We start from the raw sequence: 19,104 nt of genomic DNA, 5'->3' as shown, positions 1-19,104 counted from the left end.
CGGGCAAGCCTCGCTCCTACAGGGGGACGGTGATGTCAGATCGGGTTCGGGCAGTCGATGAAGATGTGCTCCAGCGCAAACCGTCGTGCGAGGTAATCGCCCAAGGCCTGAACCCCGTAGCGCTCGGTGGCGTGATGCCCGGCGGCGATGAAGCTGATGTCGTTTTCCCGGGCGCTGTGGAACGTCTGTTCGGACGCTTCACCGCTGAGGTACAGATCGACCCCCGCCAAAACAGCCTGATCGATATAGCCCTGACCGCCGCCCGTGCACCAGCCGACCCTACGAATCATTTCGCTGCCTTCAATCAGCAACGGTTCGCGCCCCATGACTTCCTGCACGCGACGGGCAAAGTCGCGGGGGCTCATCGGTTCGCTCAGCGAGCCGACCAGTCCGACGACTTTCAGGTTGTCGGGGTCCAGCGGGCCTTCGACGGTGATGTCCAACTGACGCGCAAGCTGTACGTTGTTGCCGACGTCCGGGTGCAGATCCAGCGGCAAGTGATAAGACAGCAGACTGATGTCGTGCTTGAGCAGGGTTTTCAAGCGGCGCTGCTTCATGCCGGTGATGCACGGGTTCTCGCCCTTCCAGAAATAGCCGTGATGCACCAGCACCAGATCGGCCTTGGCCTCGACGGCCGCGTCCAAAAGCGCCTGGCTGGCAGTGACGCCGCTGACGATGCGCATCACCTGCGGACGGCCCTCGACCTGCAAGCCATTCGGGCAGTAGTCGGCAATCTTTGAACTGTTAAGGTAACGGTCGGCTTCTTCGACCAGGGTGCTCAGGGCGACGGCCATAAAAGACTCCTAAATATCCCGTTCAGAGGCGCGCTCGCCTCGTATAATGCGCGACATTATGGGCGGTCTCATACCACCTGCAACCTTTCCAGGACTTGCTTAATGCTTAAGGCGCTGCGTTTTTCCGGCTGGCCGCTGTTGGCCGGCGTGCTTATCGCTCTGTTGATAATCCAGCGTTACCCGCAGTGGGTCGGGCTTCCGAGCCTTGATGTCAATCTTCAACAAGCACCGCAAACCAACAGTGTGCAACAGGGCCCGGTGTCTTATGCCGATGCCGTGGTCATTGCCGCGCCGGCGGTGGTCAACCTGTACACCACCAAAGTCATCAATAAACCGAATCATCCGTTGTTCGAAGACCCGCAATTTCGCCGCTTCTTCGGCGACAACTCGCCCAAACAGAAGCGCATGGAGTCGAGCCTGGGTTCCGGCGTGATCATGAGCCCGGAAGGCTACATCCTGACCAACAACCACGTGACCACCGGCGCCGACCAGATTGTGGTCGCGCTCAAGGATGGCCGTGAGACTTTGGCGCGGGTGATCGGCAGCGACCCGGAAACCGATCTCGCGGTTCTGAAAATAGACCTGAAAACCCTGCCGGCGATCACCATCGGCCGTTCCGACAACATTCGCATCGGTGACGTCGCGCTGGCCATCGGCAACCCGTTCGGCGTCGGCCAGACCGTAACCATGGGCATCATCAGCGCCACCGGGCGTAACCAGCTGGGCCTGAACAACTACGAAGATTTCATCCAGACCGACGCCGCGATCAACCCCGGCAACTCCGGCGGCGCGCTGGTGGATGCCAATGGCAACCTGACTGGCATCAACACTGCGATCTTCTCCAAATCCGGCGGCTCCCAAGGCATCGGCTTCGCGATCCCGGTCAAACTGGCGATGGAAGTGATGAAGTCGATCATCGAGCATGGCCAGGTGATTCGTGGCTGGCTCGGGATTGAAGTGCAGCCGCTGACCCAGGAACTGGCGGAATCGTTTGGCCTGTCCGGGCGTCCGGGGATTGTGGTGGCGGGGATTTTCCGTGACGGTCCGGCACAGAAGGCCGGTCTGCAACTGGGTGACGTGATCCTCAGCATCGACGGCGAACCGGCTGGTGATGGCCGCCGCTCGATGAACCAGGTGGCGCGGATCAAACCGACCGACAAGGTCACGATCCAGGTGATGCGTAACGGCAAGGAAATCAAGCTGGTCGCCGAGATTGGCTTGCGTCCACCGCCGGCGCCGGTCAAGGAAGAGGAATAAGTTCGTCTCCGGCAGGCCTGGCCCTTGGGCTTGCCGGACTCATCCTGATTTTTCTCGATAACATGACGCTGAATGCTGCAAAAAAGATCTTGAAGACTGGTATTTCTGACAGTCGTTATTGCGCACTGAAAAACCTAGGCTGACTCCGACTTATTGAAATCAAACTTCTCGGAGGAGTCAGTCATGAGTATCGATAACGCCAGTTCTGAGTACTACTTAACGTTTGGGCGGAAGGGGCAAGAAGCGCTCACCGCGGTCGACCCTGGGTTCATGAATGGTCTTAACGGATTGATGATCGCAGGCAGTGTCGGTGGAAGTAATCGGGCAGGCGTTGCTTTCGGGTTTCCAAGGCAAGATGAAGACGGCAAAGAAAAGATAATTAATTACGCTCCTGCAACATGGGAGCAGATGAGATGGCAATTCACAGAACCAGACGGTCAGTTTTTTGAAGTCCAGAGCGGGCATCTGGTAATAAAACTTGAAAACAAGATGACACTTATCACTGGCTCGCTTTACTTCAAGCTTCAGGATGAATCAGAGGTTGAAGGGACGTTCCGCCTGCTCAAACGTTAGTGACATACACACCCTAAGTTCCTGTAGGAGCAAGGCTTGCCCGCGAAGAACGATGACTCGGTGTGACAGATACACCGTGTGATCGTTCTTCGCGGGCAAGCCTCGCTCCTACAGGAGGTTGCGCTGTTTAGAGGTCGCCGAGGCCGTCGATCAGCGCCTGGTTCTGCTCTGGCGTGCCGATGGAGATTCGCAGGAACTGGGCAATCCGCTCCTGCTTGAAGTGCCGGACAATCACACCCTGCTCACGCAACTTCGCCGCCAAACCCGCCGCATCGTGCTGCGGATGCCGGGCGAAAATGAAATTGGCCGCTGACGGCAGCACTTCAAAACCCTTCGCTTCCAGCTGCGCGACCACCTTCTCGCGATTCTCGATGACCAAGCGGCAAGTCTTGTCGAAATACTCGCGATCCTCGAACGCCGCCGCTGCCCCGACATTCGCCAGGCGATCCAGCGGGTAGGAGTTGAAGCTGTTCTTGATCCGCTCCAGCGCTTCGATCAGGTCCGGATGCCCTACCGCCAGACCGACCCGCAGGCCCGCCAGGGAACGGGACTTGGACAGGGTCTGGGTCACCAGCAGGTTCGGGTAACGGTCCACCAGGCTGATCGCGGTTTCGCCGCCGAAGTCGATATACGCTTCATCAACCACCACCACCGAATCCGGGCTGGCCTTGAGGATTTGCTCGACGGCGTCCAGCGCCAACAGGCAACCGGTCGGCGCGTTCGGATTCGGGAAAATGATCCCGCCATTCGGCTTGGCGTAGTCGGCCGGGTTGATCTGGAACTGCGCGTCCAGCGGCACCGCGTCGAAGGCAATGCCGTACAACCCGCAGTAGACCGGATAGAAGCTGTAGCTGATGTCCGGGAACAACACTGGATTGTCGTGCTGCAACAAGCCGTGAAAGATGTGCGCCAGGACTTCATCGGAACCGTTACCGAGGAACACCTGATTGCTCTGTACGCCGTAGTACTTGGCCACCGCGCTCTTCAGCAGATCGCTGTTCGGGTCCGGGTACAGGCGCAGGTTGTCGTTCAGTTCGGTCTGCATCGCGGCCAAGGCTTTGGGCGATGGGCCGTACGGGTTTTCGTTGGTGTTGAGCTTCACCAGTTTCGCCAGTTTCGGCTGCTCACCTGGCACGTAAGGCACCAGACTCTTGACGAAGGGGCTCCAGAATTTACTCATAATCAGTCAACCTTCTTATCGTCAACGATGCGGTATTCGGCGCTGCGGGCGTGGGCGGTCAGCGACTCGCCACGCGCCAGCACGGAAGCGGTCTTGCCCAGTTCGGAAGCACCCTGCTCAGAGCAGAAGATGATCGAAGAGCGTTTCTGGAAGTCATACACACCCAGCGGCGAAGAGAAACGCGCGGTGCCGGAGGTTGGCAACACGTGGTTCGGCCCGGCGCAGTAATCGCCCAAGGCTTCGGAGGTGTGGCGGCCCATGAAAATCGCACCAGCGTGACGAATCTGCGGCAACCAGGCTTGCGGATCAGCGACCGACAACTCCAGGTGCTCCGGCGCGATGCGGTTGGCCACTTCGATGGCTTGTTCCATGTCGCGCACGAGGATCAAGGCACCACGGCCGTTGATCGAGGTTTCGATGATCTCGGCGCGCTCCATGGTCGGCAGCAGCTTGGCGATGCTCGCCGCGACCTTGTCGAGGAACTCGGCGTCCGGGCTGACCAGGATTGCCTGCGCATCTTCGTCGTGCTCAGCCTGGGAGAACAGGTCCATGGCGATCCAGTCCGGATCGGTCTGGCCGTCGCAGACGACGAGAATTTCCGACGGACCGGCGATCATGTCGATGCCGACCTGGCCGAACACGTGGCGCTTGGCGGTGGCAACATAGATGTTGCCTGGGCCGACCACCTTGTCGACCTTCGGCACGCTTTCGGTGCCATAGGCCAACGCCGCTACCGCTTGGGCGCCGCCGATGGTGAACACCCGGTCCACGCCAGCGATGCAGGCTGCGGCCAGCACCAGTTCATTGAGTTCACCGCGCGGGGTCGGCACGACCATGACCACTTCGGTCACGCCAGCGACCTTGGCCGGAATCGCATTCATCAGTACCGACGATGGGTACGACGCCTTGCCGCCCGGCACGTACAGGCCAGCGCGATCCAGCGGCGTGACCTTTTGGCCGAGCACCGTGCCATCGGCTTCGGTGTAGCTCCAGGAGTCCTGTTTCTGTTTTTCGTGGTAGCTGCGCACCCGCGCCGCGGCTTTTTCCAACGCTTCGCGCTGGGGCACGGTGATGCGGGTCAGGGCCAGTTCCAGGCGTTCGCGCGGCAAGATCAGGTCGGCCATGGACGCAACTTGCAAGCCGTCGAACTTCTGGGTGAATTCCACCAGCGCCGCATCGCCGCGCTCGCGCACAGCCTTGATGATGTCCAGCACCCGCTGATTGACCGAGTCGTCAGACACACTTTCCCAGCTCAGCAGATGATCCAGATGATGCGCGAAATCCGGGTCAGCAGCGTTGAGTCGGCGAATTGCAGTCGGTGCGGTCATAGCGAGAGCCTCATAGGAATGGCAAAAACTCAGGCGCCCTAACTTAGCAGTCGTTTCCGCTTGGGCACCTGAGAATTCTGGCTATGAGGCGGATAGACGGGCGCGACTTAACGTCGCGCAGGTGAATCAGCCGCGGTGTCGAGACTCCACTGCCTTGCGCAGGGTGTCGATCAACGCCTGGATACGGGCGTGCTGCATTTTCATCGAAGCCTTGTTGACGATCAGCCGGGAGCTGATGTCAGCGATGAATTCCTGTGGCTCCAGGCCATTGGCCCGCAGCGTGTTGCCGGTGTCGACCACGTCGATGATCTTGTCGGCCAGGCCAATCAGCGGTGCCAGTTCCATCGAGCCGTAAAGCTTGATGATGTCGACCTGACGACCCTGCTCGGCGTAGTAGCGCTTGGCAACGTTGACGAATTTGGTGGCGACGCGCAGACGGCCCTTGGGCTCGATGGCGCCGACCTTGCCGGCGGTCATCAGTTTGCACAGGGCAATCCGCAGGTCCAGTGGCTCATAGAGGCCCTGGCCGCCGTATTCCATCAACACATCTTTACCGGCGACGCCCAGGTCCGCGGCACCATGCTCGACATAGGTCGGCACGTCGGTGGCGCGCACGATCAGCAGACGGACGTCCGGCTGGGTCGTGGGGATGATCAGCTTGCGGCTCTTGTCCGGATTCTCGGTCGGCACGATGCCCGCTTCAGCCAGAAGCGGCAAGGTGTCGTCAAGGATGCGGCCCTTGGACAGTGCGATGGTCAACATGGGAAACGTCAGTCCTTATCAAGGTACTCATGCCCGGTCGCAAATGGCGCCGGACACACATCGAGGCCATCACAGCCTCGATGAAGCAAATCAGTTAACGGCAAACTGTGGCGAGGGAGCTTGCTCCCGCTGGGTCGCGAAGCGGCCCCAACAGCGGGACTGCTGCGCAGTCCAACGGGAGCAAGCTCCCTCACCACAATTGCAGCAGAAACTAGCCTGGTACGCGGCGGATCTTGGCGCCGAGCATCTGCAGTTTCTCTTCGATGCACTCGTAACCACGGTCGATGTGGTAGATGCGATCGATCAGGGTGTCGCCTTCAGCGATCAGCGCCGAGATCACCAGGCTGGCCGAAGCACGCAGGTCGGTGGCCATGACTGGCGCGCCCTTGAGCTTCTCGGTGCCGGTAACGATGGCAGTGTTGCCCTCGACCTGGATCTTGGCGCCCATGCGGTGCAGTTCATACACGTGCATGAAACGGTTTTCGAAAATCGTCTCGATCACCGCACCGGTGCCTTCGGCAATGGCGTTGAGGGAGATGAACTGCGCCTGCATGTCGGTCGGGAACGCCGGGTACGGAGCGGTCCGCACGTTGACGGCTTTTGGCCGCTTGCCGTGCATGTTCAGCTCGATCCAGTCGTCGCCGCAGGTGATTTCGGCACCCGACTCACGAAGTTTTTCCAGAACGGCTTCGAGGATGGTCGGATCAGTGTCCTTGACCTTCACACGACCGCCGGTCACGGCAGCCGCGACCAGGTAGGTGCCGGTTTCGATCCGGTCCGGCATCACTTTGTAAGTGGCCGGGTGCAGACGCTCAACGCCATCGATGGTGATGGTGTCAGTGCCGGCGCCGGTGATCTTGGCACCCATGGCGATCAGGAAGTTCGCCAGGTCGATGACTTCAGGCTCGCGCGCGGCGTTAGCCAGGACGCTGCGGCCCTTGGCCAGTGCAGCGGCCATCATGATGTTTTCGGTGCCGGTCACGCTGACGGTGTCGAAGAAGAAGTGCGCACCGCGCAAACCACCTTCCGGCGCCTTGGCCTTGATGTAGCCGCCTTCAACGTCGATGACCGCGCCCATGGCTTCAAGACCACGGATGTGCAGGTCAACCGGACGCGAACCGATGGCGCAACCGCCAGGCAGTGCGACTTCGGCTTCACCGAAACGGGCAACCATCGGGCCCAATACCAGGATCGAGGCACGCATGGTTTTCACCAATTCGTACGGCGCGATCAGGGTCTTGATGGTGCGCGGGTCGATTTCAACGCTCAGCTTCTCGTCGATCACCGGCTCGATGCCCATGCGACCGAACAGCTCGATCATGGTGGTGATGTCGTGCAGGTGCGGCAGGTTGGCCACGGTGACCGGGCCGTCGCACAGCAAGGTGGCGGCGAGGATCGGCAGGGCAGAGTTCTTTGCCCCGGAGATGCGGATTTCGCCATCAAGACGAACGCCGCCAGTAATAATCAATTTATCCATAAGAATCTCGACGCCCTTGGGCTCAGGTGCGCTCGGCCCAGGCCGCGCTGCTGAAAAATTTCATAGTGACCGCATGGATGCTGCCATCGGTGATCCATGGGTTCAAATGGGCATAGATCTGCTGCTGACGCTTCACCGGGCTTAACGCCGCCAGTTCATCGCTAATCACGTTCAGCTGAAAGTTGCAGCCTTCGCCTTCAACTTCGACTTGAGTTCCCGGCAGCTTTCCTTCGAGAAAGCTCTTCACTTCTACGGCCTGCATGCTCAACCTCAATCGGCGCCCTGTGCGCGCGGGTCGGACATCATACAAAAAAGCCCCGCGCCTGCGAACCCCGCATTCACAGGACTCTGACGGGGGGCTTCTTTAATGGATGTCGTTAGGGGTGCGCCAACAGCTCGGTCAATTCGCTGACCTGAGCGATTTCACGCATGTCTTCGGGCATTGCGCGGATGCTCAGGGCCTTGCCGGCCGCCTGGGCATCGCGCATGAAGCACAGCAGCAGCGACAAGCCGACACTGCTGGACTTCACCACTGCCGAACAATCAACCACCACGGCTGCGGCATTGCTGGACTTGATCAGCGCCTGGCCCTGCTTGCGCAAGTCAGGGCCGGTGCGGTAATCCAGCACGCCGCTGAGCAGCAACTCGCCGGTTTCGCTCATGCGAACGGCCGACTCGCTCATTGTGCTTTCTTCTCGGTGGCTTCCTTGGCTTTAGCGACTTCCCCGGCCCAATTGTTGATGGTCTTGTCCAGGTCGTTGCCATTGCGCTGCATCGCGTCAGCGAACTGATCGCGGAACAGCTTGCCAATGTTGATGCCGTTGATGATCACGTTGCGCAGTTTCCACTCGCCATTGATCTTCTCGAGCGTGTACTGCACAGGATAAACCGCGCCATTGCTGCCCTTGACCGTCATGCCAACGCTGGTGCGGTCGCCCGACTCGTCCTTGGCAGGTTCAACGGTGATGCCCTGGTTGTTGTACTCAAGCAAGGCGTTGCCATAGAACTGGAACAGGCCTTTCTTGAAGTTTTCCTGGAACGTCTGCATCTGCGCTGGTGTGGCTTTGCGCGAATACTTGACCGTCATGATGCTCTTGGAAATACCTTCGGCATCCACCACAGGCCCGACGATGGTGTTCAGCGCCGTGTAAAAGTCTGCGGGATCCTGCTTGTACTTCTCTTTATTGGCCGACAGGTCGGCGAGCATCCGGGTCGTGGTGTCCTGAACCAGATCGTGCGCCGAAGGCGCCGCCACGGCGTTAGCCATCAACGGCAGGGCCGCCAGTACAACCAACAGGCCACGTCGCAAGGTAGAGATCATTCAAAAGCTCCTCATTTGGCGTCTTTGCTAACGGTATTGAGCAGGAATTTACCGATCAGGTCCTCGAGCACCAGCGATGACTGGGTGTCATGGATAGTCCCGCCATCCTTGAGCAAGGCTTGTTCCCCGCCCACGCTGATACCGATGTACTTCTCGCCCAACAGGCCAGCCGTCAGGATAGATGCAGTGGAGTCAGTCGGCAGATTATCTACGCGCTTTTCCAGTTGCATGGTCACCCGGCCGGTGAAACTGTCGCGGTCCAGATCGATTGCCGTGACCTTGCCGATGGTCACACCGGCCATGGTCACTTTAGCTCTGACAGTCAAACCGGCGATATTGTCGAAGTACGCATAAAGTTTATACGTTTCGGCGTTTGCAGTCGGGGACAGGCCACTGACTCGCAGCGCAAGCAGCAGCAAAGCCAGGATGCCAGCCAGCAAGAAAAGGCCGACACCGATTTCCAGGGTGCGGTTTTGCATCAGAAATCTCCAAACATCAAGGCGGTCAGAATAAAGTCCAGGCCGAGCACTGCCAAAGAGGCATACACCACGGTCTTGGTTGTGGCACGACTGATCCCCTCGGAAGTGGGCTCGCAGTCATAGCCTTGGAATACGGCAATCCAGGTCACGACAAACCCGAAAACGATGCTTTTGATGATGCCGTTGAGCACGTCGCCATTGAACGTCACGCTGTTTTGCATGTTCGCCCAGTAGGAGCCGTCATAGACGCCCAGCCAGTCGACTGCCACCCACGAACCGCCCCAGATCCCGACGACGCTGAAAATCATCGCCAGCACCGGCAGGGAAATGAAACCGGCCCACAGGCGCGGGGCAACGATGTACTTGAGCGGGTCGACGCCAATCATTTCCAGACTGGACAACTGCTCGGTGGACTTCATGTTGCCGATTTCGGCAGTCAGGGCCGAACCGGCACGCCCGGCGAACAGCAATGCCGTCACCACCGGTCCCAGTTCACGCAGCAATGTCAGGGCAACCATCTGCCCGACAGCCTGCTCCGAACCGTAGCTGGACAGGATGTTGAAGCCTTGCAGCGCCAACACCATGCCGATGAACACCCCGGAAACCACGATGATCACCAGGGACATCACGCCGATCGAATGCAGCTGTTTGATCAGCAAGCCGAAACCGCCGCCAATACCGCCGCGCCCCAGCAACGCATGAAACAGGAAAATCGCCGCACGCCCGAACACCCCGACGGCATCGATCGCCGCCCGGCCGAACCGGCGCACTCTTTCTATTAGTGAAATCTTGCGCATCAGCGCTTCCCCAGAAGATCTGCGCGGTAATCCGTCGCTGGAAAGTGATAAGCGACCGGACCATCGGGTTCACCTGTCATGAATTGACGGATTCGCGGTTCTTGCGAGTTCATCAGTTCTTCAGGCGTGCCCTGCCCCAACACTTGGCCCTCGCCCACCACATAGATGTAGTCGGCAATGCTCGCGGTCTCCGCCAGATCGTGGGAAACCACGATACTGGTGATGCCCAGCGCGTCGTTGAGCAGGCGGATCAGGCGCACCAGCACGCCCATGGCGATCGGGTCCTGCCCCACAAAGGGCTCGTCATACATGAGGATCTGCGGATCAAGGGCAATGGCCCGGGCCAGCGCGACACGACGTTTCATGCCGCCGGACAATTCGTCCGGCATCAAGTCGATGGCGCCACGCAAACCCACGGCCTGCAATTTGAGCAGGACGATGTCGCGGATCATTTCTTCCGGCAGCTCGGTATGAACGCGCAGCGGAAAGGCAACGTTCTCGAACACATCGAGATCGGTAAACAGCGCGCCGCTCTGAAACAGCACGCCCATGTGCTTGCGCGCATCGAACAGGTCGCTGCGAGACAATTTGGGTAAATTTTGGCCGTTGACCCAGACTTCGCCGCTGGTAGGTCGCAACTGTGCGCCCATCAGCCGTAACAGCGTGGTCTTGCCACACCCGGAAGGACCCATGATGCCGGTGACCTTGCCGCGCGGGATGCGGATATCGACGTTATTGAAAATGCTGCGCGTACCGCGCTTGAAGGTCAGTCCCTTCAGCTCGACCGCGTAGGCGTTATCGGCACTCATCTAAACTCCTTGCGATGCAGCCTCTCACTCGGACGCCTGACTTTCTGACGAAAGCACATACCTCCCCGGGCAGGCCGAACTGGCGGCGAACTATATCACTGCAACGGGCAAGCGCCAAAGGCCCAAGCCGGCGCATGTTCAGCAACATGACAGGCGAAAACGCTTATTTGGAGGGTTTCCGTAACAGGGATTTACAAAGCACGACGAACTAGCGTGAGGGTTTCGATCATTACCGCTATAATCGCCGCCTTTTCATCGGGCTATACGATTCTGACATGAGCCAATCCAGCGAGCTGATTCAATCGGCACAACGCACTATCCGCCTCGAAGTGGAAGCCGTAAAAGGCTTGTTGCCCCATATCGACGCAGATTTCGTACGCGCTTGCGAGATGATTCTGGCCAGCAAAGGCCGCGTGGTCGTGCTGGGCATGGGTAAATCCGGGCACATCGGCAACAAGATTGCCGCCACCCTGGCCAGCACCGGCACCACGGCTTTCTTCGTTCACCCGGCCGAAGCCAGCCACGGCGACATGGGCATGATCACCCGCGACGACATCATCCTGGCGCTGTCGAACTCCGGCTCCACCAATGAAATCGTCACCCTGCTGCCGCTGATCAAGCGCCAGGGCATCAAGCTGATCAGCATGACCGGCAATCCAGACTCACCGCTGTCCAAGGCTGCCGAGATCAATCTCAACGTTCACGTGGAGCACGAAGCCTGCCCGCTGAACCTGGCGCCGACCTCCTCGACTACCGCCGCACTGGTGATGGGCGATGCCCTGGCCGTTGCGCTGCTGGAGGCGCGTGGCTTTACCGCTGAAGACTTCGCGTTTTCGCATCCGGGAGGCGCGCTTGGCCGACGCCTGCTGCTGAAAGTCGAAACCGTCATGCACGCCGGCGCAGAATTGCCCCAGGTGCAACGCGGCACGCTGCTCAAGGACGCCTTGATGGAAATGACCCGCAAGGGCCTGGGCATGACCGCGATTGTGGAGGCCGACGGTAAACTGGCCGGGATCTTCACCGACGGCGATTTGCGCCGCACCCTCGACCGGACCATCGACATCCACCACACGACCATCGACGAAGTCATGACTGTTCATGGCAAGACCGCACGGCCCGACATGCTGGCAGCCGAAGCCCTGAAAATCATGGAAGACCATCGAATCAACGCACTGGTAGTCGTCGACAAGGAAGACCGCCCGGTAGGCGCGTTCAACCTCTCCGATCTTCTGCGTGCAGGAGTAATGTAATGAGCGACGACCTGCTGCAACGCGGCAAGAACATCAAGCTGGCGGTTTTCGACGTCGACGGCGTCCTCACCGACGGGCGCCTGTACTTCCTCGAAGACGGCAGTGAATTCAAGACTTTCAGCACCCTCGACGGCCAGGGCATCAAGATGTTGATGGCAGCCGGCGTGCAGACCGCTATCATCAGCGGCCGTAAAACCCCGGTAGTCGAACGTCGAGCGAAAAACCTCGGCATTCCACATCTTTACCAGGGTCGCGAAGACAAACTCGTTGTACTTGACGAGCTTCTTGGCCAACTCAACCTAAGCTATGAACAGGTTGCCTACCTCGGTGACGATCTGCCGGACCTGCCGGTGATTCGCCGCGTCGGCCTGGGCATGGCGGTGGCCAATGCCGCCAGTTTTGTGCGCGAACACGCCCACGGTGTCACCCAGGCCCGTGGCGGCGAAGGTGCCGCCCGCGAATTCTGCGAACTGATCCTTCGCGCCCAAGGTCGCCTGGATGCGGCCAACGCCGCGTATTTGTGAGCCAATTATGTTTATTCTGAGCAAAAAGTTTCGCAGGTTCATGCTCTTCGGTTGCATCGCTGCGATATTCGCCGCGGTCGGCTACTGGAACATCAGCCCGGAACGCTTCCTCGACCAGCCGGTGGCAAAAGTCGATGAAACCGCAATCGACTATTACGCAGTAAACGCTCACAGCGTTCAGTACCTGCCCGACGGCGGCTTGCAGTACGACCTGACGTCCGACAAGGTCGAGCACCTCAAGGCGACCGACGTGTCGCTGCTGACCAACCCGGACTTGAACATGTATCGCGGCACCGAATTCCCGTGGCATGTCACGAGTTTGCGTGGCGAAGTGAATGCCGACGGCACCCAGGTAGAGCTGATCGACTCGGTCCGTATTGCACGCACCGATGAACAGAAGCGTGAATTGATTGTTACCAGCACCCGTATGACAGTGTTCCCGCAACAGCAATATGCGCAGACCGACCAACCCGTTAGAATCGACGGCGCTGGCGGTGTATCGACTGGCAACGGAATGAAAGCGTATTTGAAAGAAAGCAGGATACACCTGCTATCGAACGTAAGAGGACAGTATGAGGCTCGTTAAAACTCTCCCTATTTTGCTCAGTCTGGGCGCAGCACTGGGAAGCGTGAGCGCCTGGGCTCTGCCGAACGATCAAGAGCAGCCTATCCGCATTCAGGCCGACGATGCCCAGCTGGACGACAAGAACGGCGTTGCCACCTATAAAGGCGACGTGATCATTACCCAGGGCTCGATGAAGGTTACCGGCAACACCGTGACCATCACCCGCACCCCGGCCGGTGACATCGACGTGGTGACCTCGGTGGGCAACCTTGCCTACTTCGAGCAGCTGCAGACCGCTGGCGACACCAAGCCTGTGCAGGGCTGGGGCGTGACCATCCAGTACCACGCCGCGCAAAACCGCGTCGTGCTGATCGATAAGGCCAAGGTTGTCGACAAGGACAACAACACCACCCAGGGCGAGAAAATCGTCTACGACACGGTCAAGAAACTGGCGAGCGCCGGCCGTGCCACGGGTAACAAGGTCACCGAGTCGCGTCCGCGCATTGACATGGTGATCCAGCCGAAGCCGAAAACCGACCAGAAAAAGGCCAATTAATGGCAACCCTGAAAGCTCAGCATCTGGCCAAGAGCTACAAGAGCCGCCAGGTCGTGCGTGATGTCAGCCTGTCCATCGACAGCGGTCAGATCGTCGGCCTGCTGGGCCCGAACGGCGCCGGCAAGACCACCTGTTTCTACATGATCGTCGGCCTGGTACAGGCTGATCAGGGTCGCGTACTGATCGACGACCTGGACGTCAGCCACCAGCCGATGCACGGTCGTGCAAAGGCCGGTATCGGCTATCTTCCGCAGGAAGCGTCGATCTTCCGCAAACTGTCGGTGGCCGACAACATCATGGCCATCCTCGAGACCCGCAAGGAACTCGACAAGGCCGGTCGCCGCAAAGAGCTGGAAAGCCTGCTGCAGGAATTCCACATCAGCCATATCCGCGACAACCTGGGCATGAGCCTGTCCGGTGGTGAACGCCGCCGGGTAGAAATCGCCCGCGCGCTGGCCACCAACCCGAAATTCATCCTGCTCGACGAACCTTTCGCCGGCGTGGACCCGATTTCGGTAGGCGACATCAAACAGATCATCCATCACCTCAAGGCCAAGGGCATTGGCGTGCTGATCACTGACCACAACGTCCGTGAAACCCTGGATATCTGCGAAACCGCGTACATCGTCAACGATGGCCAACTGATCGCCGAAGGTGACTCCGCCACCATCCTGGCCAACGAACTGGTCAAGGAAGTGTACCTGGGCCATGAGTTCCGCCTTTAAGCACTGAGGTGTCTGGCTGGTTGTCCAAGCGCTTGTATCGATAAAAAATCAACATTTTTTTATTGTTACAGCGCTCTAGGCAAACCCTGCAGTATCGGGCATATAATTTGCTTAAGTTTGGCGCTCCGGCGCCCTGTAGTGGATGGCGCATGCGCGCCGGCGAATAAGGTGTTAAGCCCCTGCCATGAAACCATCGCTAGTCTTGAGAATGGGCCAGCAGCTGACGATGACACCTCAGCTGCAACAGGCCATCCGCCTGCTCCAATTGTCGACCCTGGACCTGCAACAGGAAATCCAGGAGGCCCTGGAGTCCAATCCGATGCTCGAACGCCAGGAAGAAGGCGACGACTTCGATAACGCCGACCCCTTGGCCGACAAAGCCGAACAGCAACCCAACGCCGATGTTTCGGAACCCTCCTACCAGGAAACCGCCCCGACGGTGGATAACCTCGAGGAAGGCGACTGGAACGAGCGCATTCCCAACGAGCTGCCCGTCGACACCGCGTGGGAAGACGTCTACCAGACCAGCGCCAGCAGCCTGCCGAGCAACGATGACGACGAGTGGGATTTCACCACCCGCACATCCGCCGGCGAAAGCCTGCAAAGCCACCTGCTCTGGCAACTCAACCTGGCACCGATGTCCGACACCGATCGCCTGATCGCCGTGACCCTGATCGATTGCATCAACAATCAGGGCTATCTGGACGAAACCCTCGAGGAAATTCTCGAAGCCTTCGATCCGGAACTGGACATCGAACTGGACGAAATCGAAGCCGTCCTGCACCGCATCCAGCAATTCGAACCGGCCGGCATCGGCGCCCGCAACCTGGGCGAATGCCTGTTGCTGCAATTGCGCCAACTGGCCGCCAAGACGCCCTGGCTGGCCGAGGCCAAGCGCCTGGTCACCGATTACATCGACCTGCTCGGCAGCCGCGACTACAGCCAGTTGATGCGCCGCATGAAGCTCAAGGAAGATGAACTGCGCCAGGTCATCGAACTGGTCCAGAGCCTGAACCCGCGTCCGGGCTCGCAAATCGAGTCCAGCGAAGCCGAATACGTCGTTCCCGACGTGATCGTGCGCAAGGACAACGAGCGCTGGCTGGTGGAGTTGAACCAGGAGTCGGTGCCACGGCTGCGGGTCAACGCCCAGTACGCCGGTTTCGTACGCCGCGCCGACACCAGTGCCGACAACACCTTCATGCGCAATCAGTTGCAGGAAGCCCGCTGGTTCATCAAGAGCCTGCAAAGCCGCAACGAAACCCTGATGAAAGTGGCCACCCAGATCGTCGAGCACCAGCGCGGCTTCCTGGAATACGGCGACGAAGCCATGAAACCGCTGGTCCTGCATGACATTGCCGAAGCAGTGGGCATGCACGAATCGACGATTTCACGGGTAACCACCCAGAAGTTCATGCATACCCCTCGGGGCATATATGAGCTGAAATACTTTTTCTCCAGCCATGTCAGCACCTCTGAAGGCGGTGAATGCTCGTCCACAGCGATCCGCGCGATCATCAAAAAACTGGTTGCCGCGGAAAATCAGAAAAAGCCGTTGAGTGACAGCAAGATCGCTGGTTTACTGGAGGCACAAGGCATTCAGGTGGCTCGCCGCACCGTCGCCAAGTACCGCGAGTCCCTCGGGATCGCGCCTTCGAGCGAACGCAAGCGGTTGATGTAAGCCACAGCACAGCGTTCCAGTGGCAGGTACCTCTACCTGCCGCTTTATGCACTGGCAACGAAGGAGAAGCTGTATGCAAGTCAACATCAGTGGACACCAATTGGAAGTGACCGAACCCCTGCGCGCCTACATCGGCGAAAAACTCGAACGATTAGAGCGGCATTTCGACAAGATCACCAACGTGCAGGTGACGATGACGGTCGAGAAGCTGAAGCAGAAAATCGAAGCCACCCTGCATATTCCCGGCAGTGAAGTGGTCGCCAACGCGGAACATACCGATATGTACGCGGCGATCGACTCACTTACCGACAAGCTGGATAAACAACTCAAAAAGCATAAGGAAAAGACCCAGAGCCTCCTCCAGGGCGCGACCGGTCGTTAACACTCCCTACCCATGATCCGACTTGAAAATATCCTGACCCCCGGCCGTTCCCTCGTGAACGTGCCGGGCGGCAGTAAAAAGAAAGCCCTCGAGCAAATTGCCAACCTGATCGCCCGGGAAGTGCCGGATCTGGAGATGCAAGATGTCTTCGAGGCTCTGATTGCCCGTGAAAAACTCGGTTCGACCGGTTTTGGCAACGGCATCGCCATCCCCCACTGTCGCCTCAAGGGTTGCAACTCACCCATCAGCGCCCTGATGCACCTTGATGCACCTATCGATTTCGACGCCATCGATGGCGCCCCGGTTGACTTGCTGTTTGTCCTGCTCGTCCCGCAAGCCGCCACCGATGCGCACCTGGAGTTGCTGCGCCAGATCGCCAGCATGCTCGATCGCAAGGAAGTACGCGAAAAACTGCGCAGTGCCCCGAGCAACGAAGCCTTGTATCAGGTTGTCCTGGACGAGCAAAACGGTCACTAATCATGCGCCTGATCATTGTCAGTGGCCGTTCCGGCTCCGGTAAAAGTACCGCGCTCAATGTCCTTGAGGACAACGGCTACTACTGCATCGACAACCTGCCCGCCGGTCTGCTGCCGGAACTGGCCGAACGCGCCCTGATTCATACCGAGCTGGCACAGCCGCTGGTCGCCGTGTCCATCGACGCGCGCAACCTGCCCAGCCACCTCTCGCGTTTTCCCGAATTACTTGAAGAAGTTCGCAGCAGGCATATCCAGTGCGATGTGCTGTACCTGGACGCCGATGAAGAAACCCTGCTCAAGCGTTTCTCGGAAACCCGTCGCCGTCATCCGCTGAGCAACGCCAATCGCTCACTGGCCGAGGCGATCGAAGACGAGACTCAGTTGTTGGGGCCGATCGCCGACCTGGCCGACCTCAAGATCAACACCACCAGCCTGAATCTGTACCAGTTGCGCGACACCATCAAATTGCGCCTGCTGAACCAGCCGGAGCCCGGCACGGCGTTCCTGGTGGAGTCTTTCGGGTTCAAGCGTGGCATGCCGGTAGATGCCGACGTGGTGTTCGACGTGCGCTGCCTGCCCAACCCGTACTGGAAACCGGAACTGCGAGCGCAATCCGGGCTCGATCAACCGGTGGCCGAGTACCTGGCGGCGCAGCCGGACGTCGAAGAGATGTTCCAGGATATCTACGGTTACCTGTTCAAGTGGCTGCCGCGATTTGCCGCCAGCAACCGCGCCTACGTCACCATTGCCATTGGCTGCACCGGCGGTCATCACCGCTCCGTCTACCTGACCGAACGTCTGGGTCAGGCCCTGCAACAATCCCTGAAGAACGTCCAGGTTCGCCACCGCGACCTCAGCTAAAGGATTCACAACGCGATGCCTGCTCTGGAAATTGAAATCATCAACAAGCTGGGCCTGCACGCCCGCGCTTCTGCAAAATTCGTTGGCGTTGCCGGTGAGTTCAAGGATTGCTCGATCAGAGTAGGACGCACGCCGGAATCCACAGTCGACGGTAAAAGCATCATGGCCATGATGATGTTGGCGGCTGGCAAAGGCACAAAAATCCACCTGAGCACTGAAGGCGAACAGGCTGAAGAGGCGTTGCAGGCATTGGTAGCACTGATCAACGACTACTTCGGCGAAGGTGAGTAAAGATCAAGTTCAAGATCAAAAGATCGCAGCCTTCGGCAGCTCCTACAGAGGAACACGATCCATGTAGGAGCTGCCGAAGGCTGCGATCTTTTGATGTTCAGGCGAGTGCCGTATCCATCACCATCATCAAGCAAAACCCCATCAACAATCCCAGGCTAGCCAGTTTGTCGTGACCATTGCGGCGCGACTCCGGGATGACTTCATGGGTCACCACCAGCAGCATTGCCCCGGCCGCCAGCGCCAGACCCAACGGCAATAGCAACTCCGCAAGGCTGACCAGCCACGCACACAACAATGCGAACACCGGTTCGACCAACCCTGATGCGGCACCGATCAGGAACGCCTTGACCCGCGACATCCCCGCCCCGGCCAACACCAATGCAATCACCAGTCCTTCGGGAACATCCTGCAAAGCGATGCCCATGGCCAGGCTGTCGGCATCGGGCATTCCGCCTCCGGCCGAGACCCCAACCGCCATGCCTTCGGGAATGTTGTGGGCAATGATGGCAAACACAAACAGCCAGATTCGCGGCGGGATCACCGGTCGCTCCAATGTACCGACAAGCATTTCCGGGCTGGCACCGGAGACTTTGCGGTCCACCAGAAACAACCCGAATGCGCCAAGCATGATGCCGAAGCTGATCAGGCCGCTGGCCGCCCAAGGTGTCAGCCCCAGGCTTTCGGCCGCGGAAATGCCCGGCACGATCAGCGAAAACGCCGTCGCCGCGAGCATCACCCCGGCACCGAAACCAAGCAAGGTATCGCTGAGCGCTTGAGGCATGCGCCGAATCACCAGGACCGGCACCGCTCCCAACGCAGTGCCCAAGGCGCAAATCGCCCCGCCCTGCAAGGCGCGTAGCAGTTTCGGCTCAAGGTCCAGCCATGCCAATCCCTGGGCACCCAACAACGTCATACCCGCCAGCAGTAACAGCGATCCCAACGCGTAACGAAACATTCGTCCGCTGCCAATCGCCAGTGTTTCAGTGCCCATAGTCAGCCTTGGATTGTTTTTATAGATG

At 59.1% G+C, this 19,104-nt stretch carries 24 protein-coding genes; 12 read left to right on the top strand and 12 right to left on the bottom strand.

Features of this window, described 5'->3' with window-relative positions:
• Window positions 1-35: 35 nt before the first annotated feature.
• Window positions 36-794 (bottom strand): Nif3-like dinuclear metal center hexameric protein, encoded by a 759-nt coding sequence (locus LOY68_RS04805; protein ID WP_054616127.1) that lies wholly within the window; start codon window positions 792-794, stop codon window positions 36-38.
• Window positions 795-896: 102 nt separating this feature from the next.
• Between LOY68_RS04805 and algW the strand changes: the two genes are divergently transcribed.
• Together algW and LOY68_RS04795 are read left to right on the top strand one after the other, a co-directional pair.
• On the top strand, window positions 897-2,051 hold the full coding sequence (gene algW / locus LOY68_RS04800; protein ID WP_265043255.1) for a Do family serine endopeptidase AlgW: 1,155 nt from the start codon (window positions 897-899) through the stop codon (window positions 2,049-2,051).
• 183 nt (window positions 2,052-2,234) lie between these two features.
• Window positions 2,235-2,624, top strand: coding sequence for a hypothetical protein (locus tag LOY68_RS04795; protein WP_265043253.1), 390 nt, complete (start codon window positions 2,235-2,237; stop codon window positions 2,622-2,624).
• Between the two features lie 127 nt (window positions 2,625-2,751).
• Here the strand turns inward: LOY68_RS04795 and hisC are convergent, their stop codons facing one another.
• From hisC to LOY68_RS04745, 10 genes are all read right to left on the bottom strand, one after another.
• Window positions 2,752-3,804, bottom strand: a complete 1,053-nt coding sequence (hisC, locus tag LOY68_RS04790; protein WP_265043251.1) for a histidinol-phosphate transaminase — start codon at window positions 3,802-3,804, stop codon at window positions 2,752-2,754.
• 2 nt (window positions 3,805-3,806) lie between these two features.
• On the bottom strand, window positions 3,807-5,132 hold the full coding sequence (gene hisD / locus LOY68_RS04785) for a histidinol dehydrogenase (protein WP_054049882.1): 1,326 nt from the start codon (window positions 5,130-5,132) through the stop codon (window positions 3,807-3,809).
• Between the two features lie 126 nt (window positions 5,133-5,258).
• Window positions 5,259-5,894 (bottom strand): ATP phosphoribosyltransferase, encoded by a 636-nt coding sequence (gene hisG, locus LOY68_RS04780; RefSeq protein WP_054049885.1) that lies wholly within the window; start codon window positions 5,892-5,894, stop codon window positions 5,259-5,261.
• A 211-nt stretch (window positions 5,895-6,105) separates the two neighbouring features.
• Complete coding sequence (gene murA, locus LOY68_RS04775; RefSeq protein ID WP_054049887.1) at window positions 6,106-7,371, bottom strand: UDP-N-acetylglucosamine 1-carboxyvinyltransferase; 1,266 nt, start codon at window positions 7,369-7,371, stop codon at window positions 6,106-6,108.
• Window positions 7,372-7,393: 22 nt separating this feature from the next.
• The gene (locus LOY68_RS04770) at window positions 7,394-7,633 is read right to left on the bottom strand and encodes a BolA family protein (RefSeq protein ID WP_046052891.1); all 240 of its coding nucleotides are present in this window, start codon (window positions 7,631-7,633) and stop codon (window positions 7,394-7,396) included.
• Between the two features lie 115 nt (window positions 7,634-7,748).
• The gene (locus LOY68_RS04765; protein ID WP_054049889.1) at window positions 7,749-8,054 is read right to left on the bottom strand and encodes a lipid asymmetry maintenance protein MlaB; all 306 of its coding nucleotides are present in this window, start codon (window positions 8,052-8,054) and stop codon (window positions 7,749-7,751) included.
• Window positions 8,051-8,692, bottom strand: a complete 642-nt coding sequence (locus LOY68_RS04760; protein WP_054049891.1) for a phospholipid-binding protein MlaC — start codon at window positions 8,690-8,692, stop codon at window positions 8,051-8,053. The genes LOY68_RS04765 and LOY68_RS04760 overlap by 4 nt, the downstream gene beginning before the upstream one ends.
• 11 nt (window positions 8,693-8,703) lie before the next feature.
• Complete coding sequence (gene mlaD, locus LOY68_RS04755; protein ID WP_054049893.1) at window positions 8,704-9,171, bottom strand: outer membrane lipid asymmetry maintenance protein MlaD; 468 nt, start codon at window positions 9,169-9,171, stop codon at window positions 8,704-8,706.
• Window positions 9,171-9,968, bottom strand: coding sequence for a lipid asymmetry maintenance ABC transporter permease subunit MlaE (mlaE, locus tag LOY68_RS04750; protein ID WP_133838548.1), 798 nt, complete (start codon window positions 9,966-9,968; stop codon window positions 9,171-9,173). Before mlaE ends, mlaD begins: the two co-directional genes overlap by 1 nt.
• Entirely contained in the window at window positions 9,968-10,777 is an 810-nt protein-coding gene (locus tag LOY68_RS04745; RefSeq protein ID WP_054049897.1) for an ATP-binding cassette domain-containing protein, read from the bottom strand. Before LOY68_RS04745 ends, mlaE begins: the two co-directional genes overlap by 1 nt.
• 275 nt (window positions 10,778-11,052) lie before the next feature.
• Here LOY68_RS04745 and LOY68_RS04740 point away from each other — a divergent pair, with 275 nt between their 5' ends.
• From LOY68_RS04740 to LOY68_RS04695, 10 genes are all read left to right on the top strand, one after another.
• Window positions 11,053-12,027, top strand: coding sequence for a KpsF/GutQ family sugar-phosphate isomerase (locus tag LOY68_RS04740; RefSeq protein ID WP_163908436.1), 975 nt, complete (start codon window positions 11,053-11,055; stop codon window positions 12,025-12,027).
• Window positions 12,027-12,551, top strand: coding sequence for a KdsC family phosphatase (locus tag LOY68_RS04735; RefSeq protein ID WP_265043238.1), 525 nt, complete (start codon window positions 12,027-12,029; stop codon window positions 12,549-12,551). The genes LOY68_RS04740 and LOY68_RS04735 overlap by 1 nt, the downstream gene beginning before the upstream one ends.
• 13 nt (window positions 12,552-12,564) lie before the next feature.
• A complete protein-coding gene (gene lptC / locus LOY68_RS04730; protein WP_265045748.1) occupies window positions 12,565-13,137 on the top strand; it encodes an LPS export ABC transporter periplasmic protein LptC in 573 nt (190 codons plus the stop codon).
• The gene (gene lptA / locus LOY68_RS04725; protein WP_163908432.1) at window positions 13,124-13,672 is read left to right on the top strand and encodes a lipopolysaccharide transport periplasmic protein LptA; all 549 of its coding nucleotides are present in this window, start codon (window positions 13,124-13,126) and stop codon (window positions 13,670-13,672) included. Before lptC ends, lptA begins: the two co-directional genes overlap by 14 nt.
• Window positions 13,672-14,397, top strand: coding sequence for an LPS export ABC transporter ATP-binding protein (lptB, locus tag LOY68_RS04720; protein ID WP_054049904.1), 726 nt, complete (start codon window positions 13,672-13,674; stop codon window positions 14,395-14,397). The genes lptA and lptB overlap by 1 nt, the downstream gene beginning before the upstream one ends.
• 184 nt (window positions 14,398-14,581) lie before the next feature.
• Window positions 14,582-16,075: an RNA polymerase factor sigma-54 gene (locus LOY68_RS04715; protein ID WP_054616129.1), complete on the top strand. Its 1,494-nt coding sequence runs from the start codon at window positions 14,582-14,584 to the stop codon at window positions 16,073-16,075.
• Between the two features lie 73 nt (window positions 16,076-16,148).
• Window positions 16,149-16,457 (top strand): ribosome hibernation-promoting factor, HPF/YfiA family, encoded by a 309-nt coding sequence (gene hpf, locus LOY68_RS04710; protein ID WP_054049907.1) that lies wholly within the window; start codon window positions 16,149-16,151, stop codon window positions 16,455-16,457.
• 12 nt (window positions 16,458-16,469) lie between these two features.
• Window positions 16,470-16,934: a PTS IIA-like nitrogen regulatory protein PtsN gene (ptsN, locus tag LOY68_RS04705; RefSeq protein WP_054049909.1), complete on the top strand. Its 465-nt coding sequence runs from the start codon at window positions 16,470-16,472 to the stop codon at window positions 16,932-16,934.
• 2 nt (window positions 16,935-16,936) lie between these two features.
• On the top strand, window positions 16,937-17,794 hold the full coding sequence (gene rapZ, locus LOY68_RS04700; protein WP_054616130.1) for an RNase adapter RapZ: 858 nt from the start codon (window positions 16,937-16,939) through the stop codon (window positions 17,792-17,794).
• A gap of 15 nt (window positions 17,795-17,809) precedes the next feature.
• Window positions 17,810-18,085 carry an HPr family phosphocarrier protein gene (locus tag LOY68_RS04695; protein WP_163908428.1) on the top strand — a complete coding sequence of 92 codons (276 nt, stop codon included), beginning with the start codon at window positions 17,810-17,812 and terminating at the stop codon, window positions 18,083-18,085.
• A 97-nt stretch (window positions 18,086-18,182) separates the two neighbouring features.
• Here the strand turns inward: LOY68_RS04695 and LOY68_RS04690 are convergent, their stop codons facing one another.
• Window positions 18,183-19,076 (bottom strand): ZIP family metal transporter, encoded by an 894-nt coding sequence (locus LOY68_RS04690; protein WP_054049914.1) that lies wholly within the window; start codon window positions 19,074-19,076, stop codon window positions 18,183-18,185.
• Window positions 19,077-19,104 lie beyond the last annotated feature (28 nt).

The sequence above is a fragment of the Pseudomonas sp. B21-053 genome (assembly GCF_026016365.1).
GTDB classification, from domain to species: Bacteria; Pseudomonadota; Gammaproteobacteria; order Pseudomonadales; family Pseudomonadaceae; genus Aquipseudomonas; species Aquipseudomonas nunensis.
Note: the sequence above shows the minus strand (reverse complement) of the source record. Positions and strands in the feature narration are given on the sequence as shown.

Coding starts and splice junctions, on each gene's coding strand:
- LOY68_RS04805 (WP_054616127.1), bottom strand. CDS start 794: ATGGCCGTCGCCCTGAGCACCCTGGTCGAAGAAGCCGACCGTTACCTT.
- algW (WP_265043255.1), top strand. CDS start 897: ATGCTTAAGGCGCTGCGTTTTTCCGGCTGGCCGCTGTTGGCCGGCGTG.
- LOY68_RS04795 (WP_265043253.1), top strand. CDS start 2,235: ATGAGTATCGATAACGCCAGTTCTGAGTACTACTTAACGTTTGGGCGG.
- hisC (WP_265043251.1), bottom strand. CDS start 3,804: ATGAGTAAATTCTGGAGCCCCTTCGTCAAGAGTCTGGTGCCTTACGTG.
- hisD (WP_054049882.1), bottom strand. CDS start 5,132: ATGACCGCACCGACTGCAATTCGCCGACTCAACGCTGCTGACCCGGAT.
- hisG (WP_054049885.1), bottom strand. CDS start 5,894: ATGTTGACCATCGCACTGTCCAAGGGCCGCATCCTTGACGACACCTTG.
- murA (WP_054049887.1), bottom strand. CDS start 7,371: ATGGATAAATTGATTATTACTGGCGGCGTTCGTCTTGATGGCGAAATC.
- LOY68_RS04770 (WP_046052891.1), bottom strand. CDS start 7,633: ATGCAGGCCGTAGAAGTGAAGAGCTTTCTCGAAGGAAAGCTGCCGGGA.
- LOY68_RS04765 (WP_054049889.1), bottom strand. CDS start 8,054: ATGAGCGAGTCGGCCGTTCGCATGAGCGAAACCGGCGAGTTGCTGCTC.
- LOY68_RS04760 (WP_054049891.1), bottom strand. CDS start 8,692: ATGATCTCTACCTTGCGACGTGGCCTGTTGGTTGTACTGGCGGCCCTG.
- mlaD (WP_054049893.1), bottom strand. CDS start 9,171: ATGCAAAACCGCACCCTGGAAATCGGTGTCGGCCTTTTCTTGCTGGCT.
- mlaE (WP_133838548.1), bottom strand. CDS start 9,968: ATGCGCAAGATTTCACTAATAGAAAGAGTGCGCCGGTTCGGCCGGGCG.
- LOY68_RS04745 (WP_054049897.1), bottom strand. CDS start 10,777: ATGAGTGCCGATAACGCCTACGCGGTCGAGCTGAAGGGACTGACCTTC.
- LOY68_RS04740 (WP_163908436.1), top strand. CDS start 11,053: ATGAGCCAATCCAGCGAGCTGATTCAATCGGCACAACGCACTATCCGC.
- LOY68_RS04735 (WP_265043238.1), top strand. CDS start 12,027: ATGAGCGACGACCTGCTGCAACGCGGCAAGAACATCAAGCTGGCGGTT.
- lptA (WP_163908432.1), top strand. CDS start 13,124: ATGAGGCTCGTTAAAACTCTCCCTATTTTGCTCAGTCTGGGCGCAGCA.
- lptB (WP_054049904.1), top strand. CDS start 13,672: ATGGCAACCCTGAAAGCTCAGCATCTGGCCAAGAGCTACAAGAGCCGC.
- LOY68_RS04715 (WP_054616129.1), top strand. CDS start 14,582: ATGAAACCATCGCTAGTCTTGAGAATGGGCCAGCAGCTGACGATGACA.
- hpf (WP_054049907.1), top strand. CDS start 16,149: ATGCAAGTCAACATCAGTGGACACCAATTGGAAGTGACCGAACCCCTG.
- ptsN (WP_054049909.1), top strand. CDS start 16,470: ATGATCCGACTTGAAAATATCCTGACCCCCGGCCGTTCCCTCGTGAAC.
- rapZ (WP_054616130.1), top strand. CDS start 16,937: ATGCGCCTGATCATTGTCAGTGGCCGTTCCGGCTCCGGTAAAAGTACC.
- LOY68_RS04695 (WP_163908428.1), top strand. CDS start 17,810: ATGCCTGCTCTGGAAATTGAAATCATCAACAAGCTGGGCCTGCACGCC.
- LOY68_RS04690 (WP_054049914.1), bottom strand. CDS start 19,076: ATGGGCACTGAAACACTGGCGATTGGCAGCGGACGAATGTTTCGTTAC.